Source organism: Brevundimonas bullata (genome assembly GCF_014207965.1).
GTDB classification, from domain to species: Bacteria; Pseudomonadota; Alphaproteobacteria; order Caulobacterales; family Caulobacteraceae; genus Brevundimonas; species Brevundimonas bullata_A.
Genome location: NZ_JACHLM010000001.1, coordinates 838,048 through 850,986 on the forward strand (window position 1 = coordinate 838,048; position 12,939 = coordinate 850,986).

Consider the following 12,939-nt stretch of genomic DNA (forward strand, 5'->3'; position numbering starts at 1 on the left):
GCGGCTTCCGGCGCAATTGAACCTGCGCCTCCTCCGGTACGACAGCTTTCTTGGTCGTGCTACCGCGCTGAGCGCTACTTGAGCACAGCCCATTCGGGCTCAAGTAGGCCGACCGGCCGATAGCCCCAAAAGAAAGAACGAGCCCGGCGAGGACCCTCTGCCGACGTGATCGTCGCCAGAGGCCGTTTCTCTATGGAGGTCAGGGTTCGCGCATGAAAGGTTTTGAATGTTCGAGGCTCTGAACGAGCGACTGACAGGCGTATTCGACCGGATCACCGGCCGCGGCGCCCTGTCCGAAAAGGATGTCGAGGAAGCGCTGCGCGAAGTCCGCGTCGCCCTGCTCGAGGCCGACGTCGCCCTGCCGGTGGTCAAGGACTTCATCAGCCGCGCCAAGGAACAGGCGACGGGCGAAGAGGTCATCCGTTCGGTCAAGCCGGCCGATCAGGTGGTCAAGATCGTCTATGACGGTCTGGTCGAGATGCTGGGCGGCGAAGAGCCGACCCCGATCAACATCAATGCGACGCCGCCCGCCGTCATCCTGATGGCCGGCCTGCAGGGCTCGGGCAAGACCACGACCTCGGCCAAGCTGGCCCTGCGTCTGACCAAGTTCGACAAGAAGAAGGTCATGATGGCCTCGCTGGACACGCGTCGTCCGGCGGCCATGGAGCAGCTGGCGACCCTGGGTCAGCAGATCGAGGTCGCGACCCTGCCCATCGTGGCGGGCCAGTCGGCGGTCGAGATCGCCAAGCGCGCGCTGCAATCGGCCAAGCTCCAGGGCTTCGACGTCCTGATCCTCGACACCGCCGGCCGCATCACGTTGGACGAGGCCCTGATGGCCGAGGTGGCCGAGGTCGCCCACGTCGCCAATCCGGTCGAGACCCTGCTGGTCGCCGACAGCCTGACGGGTCAGGACGCGGTCCGCACCGCCGCCGCCTTCCACGAACGCCTGCCGCTGACCGGCCTGGTGCTGACCCGCGCCGACGGCGACGGTCGCGGCGGCGCCATGCTGTCGATGCGCGCCGTCACCGGCCTGCCGATCAAGTATCTGGGCGCCGGTGAAAAGGTCGACGCCCTCGACGTCTTCGACGCCCGCCGCGTCGCCGGCCGCATCCTGGGTCAGGGCGACATCGTCGCCCTGGTTGAAAAGGCCGCGGGCGAGCTGGACCAGGCCAAGGCCGAGAAGATGGCCCGCAAGCTGGCCAAGGGTCAGTTTGATCTGGACGATCTGGCCGCCCAACTGCAGCAGATGAAGAAGATGGGCGGGCTTCAGGGCATCATGGGCATGCTGCCCGGCGTGGCCAAGCTGAAGGCCCAGATGGCCGACAGCAACGTCAACGACAAGATGATCGCCCGTCAGGAAGCCATCATCAGCTCCATGACCAAGGCCGAGCGCAAGAAGCCCGACCTGCTGAACGCCAGCCGCAAGAAGCGCGTCGCCGCCGGCGCCGGCGTCGAGGTCCAGGACATCAACCGGCTGCTGAAACAGCACCGGCAGATGGCCGACATGGTCAAGTCCCTGTCCAAGGGCGGCGGCAAGAACCTGCAGAAGATGGCCGCCATGATGGGCGGTCTCGGCGGAGGCGGCGGCGGCATGCCCGGCCTTCCCGGCATGGGCGGCGGTCCCGACATGGCCCGCCTCAAGGCCCTGGGCGGCGGCAAGATGGCCGAACCCAGCGCCGACGAAATGAAAGCCATCCAGGACCGCCTCGCGGGCCTGGGCGGCGGACAACTTCCGGGAGGCCTTCCGGGCCTGCCGGGCTTCCCGAAAAAGAACTGATTTCGACTTTCTAGAAAGAGACTGAAAATGCTGAAGATTCGTCTGGCCCGCGGCGGCGCCAAGAAGCGCCCCTACTACTACATCGTCGTTGCTGACTCGCACGCCCCGCGCGACGGCAAGTTCCTGGAGCGCGTGGGTTCGTACAACCCCATGCTGTCCAAGGACAGCGCCACGCCGCGCGTCGTCCTGAAGGCCGACCGCATCTCGGAATGGCTGGCCAAGGGCGCTCAACCGACCGACCGCGTCGCGCGCTTCATCAGCCAGTCGCAAGACGAAGTTCTGGTCGGCAAGGTCAAGTGGACCCAGTCGAACAACCCGAACAAGGGCACGCCGGGCAAGAAGGCCCAGGAACGCGCCGCTGAGCGCGCCCAGCGCGAAGCCGACCGTCTGGAAGCTGAAGCCGCCGCCAAGGTCGAGGCTGCTGAAGCCGCCGCTCGCGCCAAGGAAGAAGCCGCCGCCGCCGCCGAAGCCGCCAAGAACGCTCCGGCTGTCGAAGAAGCCCCGGTTGAAGCCGCTGCTGAAGAAGCCGCCGCTGAAGCTCCGGCTGAAGCTGCTGCTGAAGCGACCGAAGAAAAGGCTGAAGGCTAAGCCCTTCGGCTTCCCGGTTCCGACCGGGATGCGAAAATGGAAAGCAGCGTCCGATCCCGGGCGCTGCTTTTCTGCTATCTGGCGCATGGAACTACGAAACGGAGCCTGTCGATGAGCGACGAAAACAAGATGATCCTCGTCGCCCAGATCGGCGGCGCCTTTGGCGTGAAGGGCGAGGTGCGGATCACCGCCTTCACCGCCGACCCCATGGCCCTGATGGCCTATCAGCCCCTGCTTAAGGCCGACGGCACGCAGGCCCTGACCCTGCTCTCCGCGCGTCCCGACAAGGCGGGCGTGGTGGCCAGGGTCAAGGAGATCGCCACCAAGGAACAGGCAGACGCCGCACGCGGGCAAAAGCTGTTCGTGCCGCGCGACCGCCTGCCCGAGCCCGAGGAAGACGAGTTCTACCTGACCGATCTGGTCGGGATGGAGGCTCGCGACCTCGACGACACGGCGGTGGGCACGGTCAAGTCGGTGCAGAATTTCGGCGCCTCGGACATGCTGGAGATCGCGCCGAGGGAGGGCGGGCCGACCTGGTATCTGCCCTTCACCCGCGAGGCCGCGCCGGAGCTGCACCTCAAGGACGGCTGGCTGCGCATCGTGCGCCCGACCGAGGTGGACGAGCGCGACGAGGCCTGATCGACCGCCACCGACGCGGTGGCTATTGCGGTGGACGGTCAGGCTGCCAACATGGAAGGTTCAACCCGCCCGGAGCGCCTCATGGCCGACCTGTCCGCCTTTCCGATCACCCGCCAGTATCCGCCGCTCCATCCCGACCGGCTGCAGCTCTATTCCCTGCCGACGCCCAATGGCGTGAAGGTCTCCATCCTGCTGGAGGAACTGGGGCTGGCCTATGAGCCGCATCTGGTGGACATCGGCCAGAACGAGACCTGGACGCCCGACTATCTGTCGCTGAACCCCAACGGCAAGATCCCGGCCATCATCGATCCAGACGGTCCCGGCGGGAAGCCGCTGGCCCTGTTCGAGTCCGGGGCCATCCTGGTCTATCTGGCCGAGAAGACGGGGCGCTTTCTGCCCGCCGATCCGGCGGCGCGCTATGAGACCCTGCAGTGGGTCTTCTTCCAGATGGCGGCGATCGGCCCGATGTTCGGCCAGGTCGGTTTCTTCCACAAATTCGCCGGGCGGGAGTTCGAGGACAAACGCCCGCGCGACCGCTACGTCGCGGAGTCGCGGCGTCTGCTGGGGGTGCTGGAAGGGCGTCTAGAGGGCCGGGACTGGATCATGGGCGATGACTACACCATCGCCGACATCGCCAGCCTGGGCTGGGTGCGCAACCTGATCGGCTTCTATGAGGCCGGCGATCTGGTCGGTTTCGCCGACTTCCCGCGCGTGGCCGCCTGGCTGGAGCGGGGGCTGGCGCGACCGGCGGTGCAGCGCGGTCTGAACATCCCGGCGCGGCCGTAAGAGAGGGGTGCGGGGGCGGGCGGAAGCGCCGCGCCCCCGTGAAACTCAGACTTCTTCGGTCGGGGCGTCGCCGACGTGCTTCTTGATCGACTCGATGGCGCGCTTGGCGCCCGACTTGTCGGAGTAGCCCTCGGTCGAGAAGATGACTTCGGAGTTGTACTTGAACCGGACGCGGAACTCGCCGGCCTTGTCCTGATAGACTTCGAACTTGTGCGCCATGATCGCCTCGCTCAGACGGCCGCCAGTCGGCCGGGCGTCAGGCTCTCACAGTCCCGCTGAGGACGGAAGGGCGGGAAATGTAAAACGGGGTCAGGCTGGATCAGGCGCGCGGCTTGATCCAGCGCCGCGCCGCCAGGGCCAGGAACCCGATCGCCAGGCCCCAGAATGCCGAGCCGACCCCGAACAGGGCCACGCCCGACGCCGTGGCGGCGAAGGTCAGCACCGCCGCCTCGCGATCCTCGGCCACGCTCATCATGGCGCTCAGCGACCCTGTCAGCGGCGCGATCAGGGCCAGGCCGGTGATGACCGCCAGCGCCCCTGTCGGCATGGCGATGAACAGGCCCGCCAGCGGCGCGGCGAACAGGGCGACGACCAGATAGATCAGGCCGTAGATCACGCCGACGGTCCAGCGCCGGTCCTGATCGGGGTGGGCCTCGGGGCCAGTGCAGAGGGCGGCGGTGATGGCCGCCAGATTGACGCCGTGGGCGCCGAAGGGGGCGAGGATGGTGCTGGTCATTCCGCCCCAGAAGATCAGCTTTCCGGCGGGCGGGGCGTAGCCTGCGGCCCGCAGCACCACCAGACCGGGCAGGTTCTGCGAGGCCAGCGTCACCAGATAGAGGGGCAGGGCCAGGCTGATCGCCGCCTTCCAGTCAAAGACGGGCATGACCGGCGACAACTCGCCGAACAGGCCGGTCCCGGCGGGCAGGCCGACCTGACCGCGCAGGGCCAGAACGGCGAAGGCCGCGACCAGAACCGCAGGCAGGGCCCAGGCGGCGGCGACGCGGCGCATGACCAGAAAGACCGCCAGCAGGCCCGCCGCCAGCGCCATGTCGGTGGGGAAGACGAGGAACAGCTTCAGGCAGAAGGGCAGCAGCACCCCCGCCAGCATGGCCGAGGCGATAGCCGCCGGAATGCGCTCGGCCAGCCGCCCCAGGGCCGGGATCAGCCCCGTCAGCACCATCAGAAGCCCGGCGAGGACGAAGGCGCCGATGGCGGTGCTCCATCCCAGTCCCAGCGTCGAGGCCGCCAGCAGGGCCGCACCGGGCGTCGACCAGGCCAGGACGACCGGCATCTTCAGCCGCCAGCTGAGCACCGCGCCGGGCAGGCCGATGCCGAGGCAGAGCGCCGTGACCATGGAGATGATCTGGGCGGGCGAGGCCCCTAACGTCTGCCCCGCCTGAACGATCAGCGCCACGGTGCCGCCGAAACCGATGACGGTCGCCACGGCGGCGGCGGAGAAGCTGGCGGGGGGAGGCAGGCGCGACGGGCTCATGCGGTCAAGCTAGGCCGGGCGGCGGCGCCCTGAAAGCAAAAAGGGCCGCCGGTTTCCCGACGGCCCCTTCCATATCCTGAACCCGGAGAGGATCAGCCCTCCATGTCGTCCGGCAGGCCGACGGCGTGGAAGCCGGCGTCGACGTGGACGACTTCGCCCGTGGTCGAGCGGCCCAGGTCCGAGCACAGCCACAAGGCGGCGCCGGCGACGCCTTCCATCGAGGTCTCTTCCTTGATCAGCGAGAACTGCGCCGACTTGGAGTGCAGACCGCGCCCGCCCGAGATGCCGGCCAGGCTAAGGGTGCGCATCGCGCCCGCCGAGATGGCGTTGACGCGGATGTTCTTCGGACCCAGGTCGCGGGCGATGTAGCGGGTCGCGGCTTCCAGGGCGGCCTTGGCCACGCCCATGGTGTTGTAGTTGGGGATGACCCGTTCCGAACCCAGGTAGGTCAGGGTGATCATCGAGCCGCCGTTGGGCATCAGCCTGGCCGAGCGCTTGGCCACATCGACGAAGCTGAAGGCCGAGATGTTCATGGCCAGCAGGAAGCTGTCGCGGGTCGTGTTGTCGACGAAGGAGCCCTTCAGCTCGTCCTTGTCGGCGAAGGCCACCGAGTGAACGACGAAGTCGATCGTGCCGAACTCTTTTTCCAGCTCCTCGAAGGCCTTGTCCATCGAGGCGTCGTCGGTGACGTCGGCCTGGATCAGCAGCTTGGCGCCGACGCTTTCGGCCAGAGGACGCACGCGGCGCTCAAGGCCTTCGCCCAGGTAGGTGAAGGCCAGCTCGGCGCCCTGGGCGGCCAGCTGCGAGGCGATGCCCCAGGCGATGGAACTGGAGTTCGCGACCCCCATGATCAGGCCCTTCTTGCCCTTCATCAGGTCGCCGGTGGGCATATCCCAGCCTTCGCTCGTCGCCATGGGTTCGTCTCCGTATCTGAACGTGATCCGCCTTTTGGACGCGTGGCGCGCGGGTGACAAGTCGCGGCGCCGCTGGCGTTCGACGCTGAGCCTCCTAAGTTGAGAGACGATGAGCCTTGATCCGCACAGTTCAGACGCTTCGCAAGCCGGGCCGGTCTTCTTTGATCGGCAGGAGCTGGGGCTGGTGCTGCGGGTCTATGGGCGGATGGTCGCCGCCGGGGAATGGCGCGACTACGCCATGATCGGTCACAAGGAGGTGGCCGAGTTCGCCGTCTTTCGCCGCTCGGGCGACGCGCCGCTCTACCGGATCGAGAAGCGCCCGGCCCTGCGGCTGAAACAGGGCCAGTGGGCGGTGATCGGCGAGGGCGGCCATGTGCTGAAACGCGGCCGGGACCTGGCCCAGGTGCTGCGCGTGTTCGACAGCCGCAAATTTACGGTGGTGGAGTAGGGCCTACACCCCCGCTCATCCCCGCGGAGGCGGGGACCGAGTAAGAACGCCAAGCTGAAGCCCATCCCATAATGGAGTCGCTTTGAAGCCAAAGCGCTAGGTCCCCGCCTCCGCGGGGATGAACGGATAGTGGTGGCGTCGGCCCAAAGAAAAAGGCCCCGACGTTTCCGCCGGGGCCTTCATTCTTGGTGGCCTATCGCGCTTCGGGCTACTTGAGGCCGTTCGCGCTCAAGTCGGCCGTGACCGTGTCACGGCCATAGCGCACTTAGATGCCTTCTATTCCCGGCTGCCGCCCATGAAGGCCAGCAGGAACTGGAACAGGTTCACGAAGTTGATGAACAGGCTCAGGGCGCCGAAGCCCGTGGCTACGCCCATGGCTTCCTGATTACCGCCGAGCGCGTAGTAGGTCATCTTCAGGCGCTGGGTGTCATAGGCGATCAGACCCGAGAAGATCAGCACGCCGAGGCCCGAGATGATCAGGTACATCGTGCCCGACTGCATGAAGATGTTGACGAACGAGGCGATGACCAGGCCGATCACGCCCATGATCAGGAAGCTGCCCATGGCCGTCAGGTCCTTCTTGGTCGTGTAGCCGACCAGGCTGAGACCGCCGAAGGCCGCCGCCGTGACGAAGAAGGTCGAGGCCAGCGAACCACCGGTGTAGCGCAGGAACAGGACGCCCAGGCCCGCGCCGATGGTCGAAACCACGGCCCAGTAGAGCATGTTCACGCCCTTGGCCGTCGGGTTCTTCATGAAGAACATCGAACCGAACAGCATGACCAGGGGCGAGAACTGGATGATCATGCCCAGCAGGGTCAGGCCGATGCGGCCGTTGGCCGCCTGGAAATAGAGGAGGCGCTGCACTGGCTCAAAATTGCCGGTGACGTAGGCGAGGGCGCCGGCGACCACCAGGCCGAGGGCCAGCTTGTTGTAGACGCCGAGCATGAAGGCGCGCAGACCAGCGTCGACGGACATGTCCGCCGACTGCGGAAGCGGGCGCGCATAACCGTTGTTGAAGTCGCTCATCGCGAAAGAAGTCTCCTAAGTGGACGGCAAATGCCGACCTTGACGGGAAATATCGTGACGGACGGCCCGTCTTGCAAGGAAAACCCGACTTCCGGCCTGGCGTTCCGGGCGCTACCAAGGGTCGCATGCTGCGCCTGTTCACCGCCATCGCCATTCCCGAAGACGTCGCCGAGACGCTTCAGCGCCGTCAGTCCGGCCTGCCCGGCGCGCGCTGGCGACCGCTGGACGCGCTGCACGTCACCCTGGCCTTCTATGGCGAGGCGTCGGAAAGGACGGCCGACGATCTGGCCTCGGAACTGAGCCGAGCCGAGGGCGGCGGGGCGTTTGAAATCACCCTGAACGGCGTCGGGGCCTTCGGCGACGCCCACCGCACCCATACCCTGTGGGCCGGGCTGGAGCGGTCGGAGCCGCTGAGCGTCCTGGCCGGGCGCTGCCGCGCGGCGGGCGAGCGCGCGGGCGTGCCGCCGGAGAAGCGCGAATACCGGCCCCACGTGACCCTGGCCTATCTGAAGCCCCAGGCGAACCCGGACCGCGTGGGGGCCTGGATCAGCGGCCACAACCTGCTGAAGTCGCCGCCGATCCGGGTGGACCGCTTCGGCCTCTATTCCAGCGTCCTGACCGGGGACGGCAGCGTCTATACCTTGGAACGGGAGTATCTGTTGTGATCGAGCGTCCGACTTCCCCGCTTGGCCCGACGCTGGAGACGGAACGCCTGTTCCTGCGTCCGCCGACGCTGGAGGACTTCCCACGTTGGGCCGACTTCATGAGCGACCCGGAGACGACCCGCTTCATCGGCGGGGTGCAGTCGAAGCACGAGGTCTGGCGCGGCATCGCCTCGGTCGCCGGCATGTGGGCCCTGCACGGCGAGGGCATGTTCTCGCTGATCGAGAAGGCGACCGGGCAGTGGATGGGTCGCATCGGGCCGCTGCATCCTTACGACTGGCCGGGCCGCGAGGTGGGCTGGAGCCTGCACCGCGACGCCACGGGCAAGGGCTATGCGGTCGAGGCTGCGGCGGCGACCATGGACTATGCCTTCGATGTGCTGGACTGGCCCGACGTGATCCACTGCATCGACCCGGACAATCTGGCGTCGGAAAAGGTGGCCGAACGGCTGGGCTCGACCAATCGCGGGCTGGGCGCCATGCCTCCGCCGTTCCAGCACCATCCGGTCAATCTGTGGGGCCAGACCCGCGAGCAATGGCGGGTCAACCGCGAGCGTCTGTAGCCGACAGGTCATCCGAAGCCCGGCGTCGGGCGTAAGGACCTCGTCGGGACTTTCGGAGGACGCCGTATGAGACACCGCAGCTTGAGCCCCCTGGCGCCGCTGGTCGTCGGCCTCAGCCTGTTCGCCGGCTCCGCCCTGGCCCAGGCCGAGGCGGTGGACCTGGACCGCTTTGACGGGCGCTGGTTCGAGATCGTGCGCAATCCCAATGATGTTCAGAAGGATTGCAGCCGCGCCCAGATCGACTTCACGCCGCAGAACCGGGCCGGGCGCTACGCCATCGCCGTGACCTGCACCCGACGCCCGGGCGGACAGATCGAAATCCTGCGCGCCGCCGCCCGCGTCACCGACGCCTCGACCAACGCCAAGTTCCGCTTCACCCTGACGGGCCTGCTCAGTTTCGGCGGTCTGGCGGGTCAGAACTACTGGGTCTGGGACCATGCGCCCGACTACAGCTGGGTCATCATGGGCCTGCCGAACAAGTCGAACTGGTGGATCTGGCACCGCAGCCAGAGCCCGTCCGAGGCCACGCGGACGCGGCTGATCGCACGGGCGCGGGAGTTGGGCTTCAGCGGCCAGCCGGTTCACACTGGCCGCTGACGGCGCCGCTTGCGGTAGGAACATAGGCGGAACATAAAGGCGTATGGCCGCCACCGCTCTGCACCTCGAACTGGTCTTCAGCCGCCCCGAGACCACACTGTCGGTCACGCGCGGGGCGGCGCGGCTGATGCTGGACATGGGCTATGCGCCCCTGCTGGAGGTCTGTCTGCCCAACGGGCGGCGCGCCGACGTCATGGCTTTGGGGCCGAAGGGCGACGTGGTCATCTGCGAGGTGAAGTCTGGCATCGACGACTATCGCGTGGACCGCAAATGGCAGGAGTACGGGCCGTTCTGCGACGCCTTCTACTTCGCCGTGGCGCCGGAGTTTCCTCAATCTGTCCTGCCCGAAGCGCCGGGCCTGATCGTCGCCGACGGCTTCGGCGGGGCGGTGGTGCGCGAGCCGCCCGTCACGCCGCTGGCCCCCGCGCGGAGGAAGGCGCTGACGCTGGCCTTCGCCCGGCTGGGCGCGCTGCGGACGATGCGGGACTAGGGGGCGCAACGGGCCTCAAGTAGCGCGAAGCGCGATAGGCCCCCTCAAGGACCAAATAGGCGACGCCTATTTCGGCGCGCGCTTGGCCAGAATCCGCTGCAGGGTCCGGCGGTGCATCCCCAGGCGGCGGGCGGTTTCCGAGACATTGTGGTCGCACAGCTCATAGACGCGCTGGATATGCTCCCAGCGCACGCGGTCGGCGCTCATCGGGTTTTCCGGCGGTTCGGGGGCTTCGCCGACCGAGAGGAGGGCCTTGACCACGTCGTCGGCGTCGGCGGGCTTTTGCATATAGTCGACGGCGCCGGCCTTGACCGCTGCGACGGCGGTGGCGATGGCGCCGTAGCCGGTCAGCATGACGATACGGGCGTCCTCGCGGCGTTCGCGGATGGCCTCGACCACCTTCAGGCCGTTGCCGTCCTCCAGCCGCATGTCCAGCACGGCGAAGGCGGGGACCGAGACGCGCAGGGCGTCGCCGGCCTCGGCCACCGAACCCGCCAGGGTCACCTCGAAGCCGCGGGCTTCCAGCGCCCGACCGAGGCGGGTGCGCAGCGCCGCGTCGTCGTCCAGCAGCAGCAGGGTCTTGTCGGCGAGGGTGGCGATACGGGCTTCGAGTTCGGACATTCGGTTCTCCTGACGCTCAGGTCGTGCGTCTGCGCCGCATGGTCAAGGTTTTAGCTCCTGACTGCGACATCAGGTTCCATCCGCCACGCGGGGCTCCAGCGCCGGATCGGCGACTTCGAGGGCCTGTCGCGGCCAGCGGATGGTGACGCGCGCGCCCCTGGGTTGACCCTTCTCGCCGTCGCCGGCGCCGACCGAGACCTTGCCGCCGCTGCGCTCCAGCAGGGTGCGGGCGATGAAGAAGCCCAGGCCCATGCCGCCCTGGCTGGGGGCGATGGGGGCGGTGATCGGCGGCGGCGCGGCCTTGCGGCCCTTGCGCGGGGCGTTCGAGGCGGCGGCGATCTGGGCCGCCAGGGCCCGACGCGCCTTGGTCTGGGGGCGGCTGGTCACATAGGGCTCGCCCAGGCGCGGCAGGATTTCGGAGGCGAAGCCGGGACCGTCGTCGACGATGTCGATCTCGATCCACCCGGCGTCGACGATGGCGGTGACACGCACCCGGCTGTGGGCGAAGTCGGCGGCGTTCTCGATCAGGGTCGACAGGCCGTGGATGACCTCGGGCAGGCGGTGAACGCGCGGCACGGGCTGGCCCGGCGGGGCCTTGATCGCGGTCTGGAAGTCCAGATCAAAGCCGCGGTGCGGCTCGACCACCTCTTCCAGCAGGGCCTTGAGGTCGATGTCGGCGTAGAGGGCGTCACCCTCCTCGGGTTGGGCCGACAGCTGTTTCAGGATGTCTCGGCAGCGTTCGGCCTGTTGCAGCATCAGGGCCGCGTCCTCGGCCACGGGACTGTCTGGCGGCGAGGCGCGCAGAAGCTCCTTGGCCACGACCTGGATGGTCGCCAACGGCGTGCCCAGCTCATGCGCAGCGGCGGCGGCCAGACCGCCCAGCGCCGCCAGCCTCTGTTCACGTTGCAGCACGTCCTGGGTGGTGGCGAGGGCCAGCTCCAGCTTCTCGGCGTCGGCGGCCACCTTCCAGGCGTAGCCCGAGGTGAACAGGACGCCGGTGGCCAGGGCCAGGCCCATGCCGAAGCGATAGAGGGGCGGCAGGACCAGATGCTCATGCATCCGCCAGGGCAGGGGCAGGGACCAGGAGAAGAGCACCGCCAGGGCGATCAGGGCCATGACCCCCAGCACCAGGGCCTGACGCGAGGGCAGGGAGGCGGCGGCGATGGTCACGGGCGCGACCAGCAGCAGGCAGAAGGGGTTGTCGAGGCCCCCGGTCAGGGCCAGCAGGGTGGCCAGTTGCAGGATGTCGAAGCCCAACTGCGTCGCCGTCTGCAGGCCGTTGGGCAGGCTGCCGTCGACGCGTCGTGCGCGCGCCATGGTGGCCAGGTTCATCGCCACCCCCGCGCCAATGGTCAGCAGGCATTCCCAAAGCGGCAGCGGGAAGTGCAGGGCGAAATAGGCGGTCAGGATGGCGCAGGTCTGTCCGAAGACGGCCAGCCAGCGCAGCACGATCAGGGTGCGCAGCGACAGGCCGCGCCCGCGCCGGGGCCGCTCGCGCAGGGCCTCCATGGCGCCGGGATGGCCCGCGACCTTCACGGCCTGCGACAGGGAGGGGGCTTCTGTGCTGCTCACGCCTCTTCTATAGACCGCGACGCTGGCGGCTGCACACCCGTCGCCAGACCTTGAGGAGAAGTCGATGCCGCGTCGTCCCGTCGTTCTGTTCGCCGCCGCCTGTGCGGTCATCGCCCTGGCCCTGGGCCTGATCACCATGGTCGTGGTCAAGGGACGCGAGCAGTCCGCTCAGATCGCCGCTGAGACCGGCACAGGCCAACCGACCGTCGGCGGTCCCTTCACCCTGACCAATCAGGATGGCCAGGTCGTCGATCAGTCGATCCTGGAGGACAAGTGGACCCTGGTCTTCTTCGGCTTCACCTACTGCCCTGACTACTGCCCGACGACCCTGGGTGTCCTGAACGCGGTGCAGGAACGCATGGGCGACAAGGCCAAGGACCTGCAGATCGTCTTCGTCAGCATCGACCCAGAGCGCGACACGCCCAAGCTGCTGAAGGACTATCTGTCGTCAGACGGTTTCCCGGACGGCGTTATCGGCCTGACCGGCACGCCGGAGCAGACGGCCCAGGTGGCCAAGGCCTACCGCGCCTTCTACCAGAAGGTCGGCGAGGGCGAGGGCTATACGATGAACCACAGCCTCACCGTCTATCTGATGGGGCCGGACGGCCAGTTCCGCAGCGCCGTTGCCCATGACCTGGGGCCGGACAAGACGGCCAAGCTGATCGAACGGGCGATGGAGCGGGGCTGATCACCTTTCCCTGATCGCAGACCGGCGGAATCCTTTTTGCGCCGGGATGCGTTATATGCTGCACTGCCGCATCGGC

General features: G+C 67.8%; 16 protein-coding genes. 10 read left to right on the plus strand and 6 right to left on the minus strand.

Translation table 11 applies throughout. The features are described from left to right. Window positions 1-226 precede the first annotated feature (226 nt). The 4 genes from ffh (at window position 227) to HNP51_RS04110 (ending at window position 3,790) form a co-directional block, all read left to right on the plus strand. Window positions 227-1,777 carry a signal recognition particle protein gene (gene ffh / locus HNP51_RS04095; protein WP_184267335.1) on the plus strand — a complete coding sequence of 517 codons (1,551 nt, stop codon included), beginning with the start codon at window positions 227-229 and terminating at the stop codon, window positions 1,775-1,777. Window positions 1,778-1,804: 27 nt separating this feature from the next. Then, the gene (rpsP, locus tag HNP51_RS04100; protein ID WP_184267337.1) at window positions 1,805-2,365 is read left to right on the plus strand and encodes a 30S ribosomal protein S16; all 561 of its coding nucleotides are present in this window, start codon (window positions 1,805-1,807) and stop codon (window positions 2,363-2,365) included. Window positions 2,366-2,470: 105 nt separating this feature from the next. Then, window positions 2,471-3,004, plus strand: coding sequence for a ribosome maturation factor RimM (rimM, locus tag HNP51_RS04105; protein ID WP_409360100.1), 534 nt, complete (start codon window positions 2,471-2,473; stop codon window positions 3,002-3,004). An 81-nt stretch (window positions 3,005-3,085) separates the two neighbouring features. Further along, on the plus strand, window positions 3,086-3,790 hold the full coding sequence (locus HNP51_RS04110) for a glutathione S-transferase N-terminal domain-containing protein (protein WP_184267341.1): 705 nt from the start codon (window positions 3,086-3,088) through the stop codon (window positions 3,788-3,790). 45 nt (window positions 3,791-3,835) lie between these two features. Here the strand turns inward: HNP51_RS04110 and HNP51_RS04115 are convergent, their stop codons facing one another. The 3 genes from HNP51_RS04115 to HNP51_RS04125 form a co-directional block, all read right to left on the minus strand. Next, window positions 3,836-4,009 (minus strand): DUF1508 domain-containing protein, encoded by a 174-nt coding sequence (locus HNP51_RS04115; protein ID WP_082891494.1) that lies wholly within the window; start codon window positions 4,007-4,009, stop codon window positions 3,836-3,838. A gap of 100 nt (window positions 4,010-4,109) precedes the next feature. Next, a complete protein-coding gene (locus tag HNP51_RS04120; RefSeq protein ID WP_184267343.1) occupies window positions 4,110-5,282 on the minus strand; it encodes a benzoate/H(+) symporter BenE family transporter in 1,173 nt (390 codons plus the stop codon). A 92-nt stretch (window positions 5,283-5,374) separates the two neighbouring features. After that, window positions 5,375-6,172 (minus strand): enoyl-ACP reductase, encoded by a 798-nt coding sequence (locus tag HNP51_RS04125; RefSeq protein WP_184267582.1) that lies wholly within the window; start codon window positions 6,170-6,172, stop codon window positions 5,375-5,377. A 133-nt stretch (window positions 6,173-6,305) separates the two neighbouring features. Between HNP51_RS04125 and HNP51_RS04130 the strand changes: the two genes are divergently transcribed. Then, window positions 6,306-6,644, plus strand: a complete 339-nt coding sequence (locus HNP51_RS04130) for a DUF2794 domain-containing protein (RefSeq protein ID WP_184267345.1) — start codon at window positions 6,306-6,308, stop codon at window positions 6,642-6,644. A gap of 276 nt (window positions 6,645-6,920) precedes the next feature. On the opposite strand, the gene HNP51_RS04135 is transcribed toward HNP51_RS04130, so the two are convergent. Next, window positions 6,921-7,670 (minus strand): Bax inhibitor-1/YccA family protein, encoded by a 750-nt coding sequence (locus HNP51_RS04135; RefSeq protein ID WP_184267347.1) that lies wholly within the window; start codon window positions 7,668-7,670, stop codon window positions 6,921-6,923. 125 nt (window positions 7,671-7,795) lie between these two features. Between HNP51_RS04135 and thpR the strand changes: the two genes are divergently transcribed. From thpR to mmcB, 4 genes are all read left to right on the plus strand, one after another. Continuing rightward, the gene (gene thpR, locus HNP51_RS04140; protein ID WP_184267349.1) at window positions 7,796-8,335 is read left to right on the plus strand and encodes an RNA 2',3'-cyclic phosphodiesterase; all 540 of its coding nucleotides are present in this window, start codon (window positions 7,796-7,798) and stop codon (window positions 8,333-8,335) included. Beyond that, on the plus strand, window positions 8,332-8,895 hold the full coding sequence (locus HNP51_RS04145) for a GNAT family N-acetyltransferase (protein WP_184267351.1): 564 nt from the start codon (window positions 8,332-8,334) through the stop codon (window positions 8,893-8,895). The genes thpR and HNP51_RS04145 overlap by 4 nt, the downstream gene beginning before the upstream one ends. 66 nt (window positions 8,896-8,961) lie before the next feature. Further along, on the plus strand, window positions 8,962-9,492 hold the full coding sequence (locus HNP51_RS04150; RefSeq protein WP_184267353.1) for a lipocalin family protein: 531 nt from the start codon (window positions 8,962-8,964) through the stop codon (window positions 9,490-9,492). Window positions 9,493-9,535: 43 nt separating this feature from the next. Then, window positions 9,536-9,982 carry a DNA repair putative endonuclease MmcB gene (mmcB, locus tag HNP51_RS04155; protein WP_184267355.1) on the plus strand — a complete coding sequence of 149 codons (447 nt, stop codon included), beginning with the start codon at window positions 9,536-9,538 and terminating at the stop codon, window positions 9,980-9,982. 66 nt (window positions 9,983-10,048) lie between these two features. Here mmcB and HNP51_RS04160 read toward each other — a convergent pair whose 3' ends face one another. Further along, the gene (locus HNP51_RS04160) at window positions 10,049-10,603 is read right to left on the minus strand and encodes an ActR/PrrA/RegA family redox response regulator transcription factor (protein ID WP_184267357.1); all 555 of its coding nucleotides are present in this window, start codon (window positions 10,601-10,603) and stop codon (window positions 10,049-10,051) included. A gap of 69 nt (window positions 10,604-10,672) precedes the next feature. Then, window positions 10,673-12,175 carry an ActS/PrrB/RegB family redox-sensitive histidine kinase gene (locus tag HNP51_RS04165; protein ID WP_311769899.1) on the minus strand — a complete coding sequence of 501 codons (1,503 nt, stop codon included), beginning with the start codon at window positions 12,173-12,175 and terminating at the stop codon, window positions 10,673-10,675. A 64-nt stretch (window positions 12,176-12,239) separates the two neighbouring features. Here HNP51_RS04165 and HNP51_RS04170 point away from each other — a divergent pair, with 64 nt between their 5' ends. Further along, complete coding sequence (locus HNP51_RS04170) at window positions 12,240-12,863, plus strand: SCO family protein (RefSeq protein WP_184267359.1); 624 nt, start codon at window positions 12,240-12,242, stop codon at window positions 12,861-12,863. Window positions 12,864-12,939: the final 76 nt, after the last annotated feature.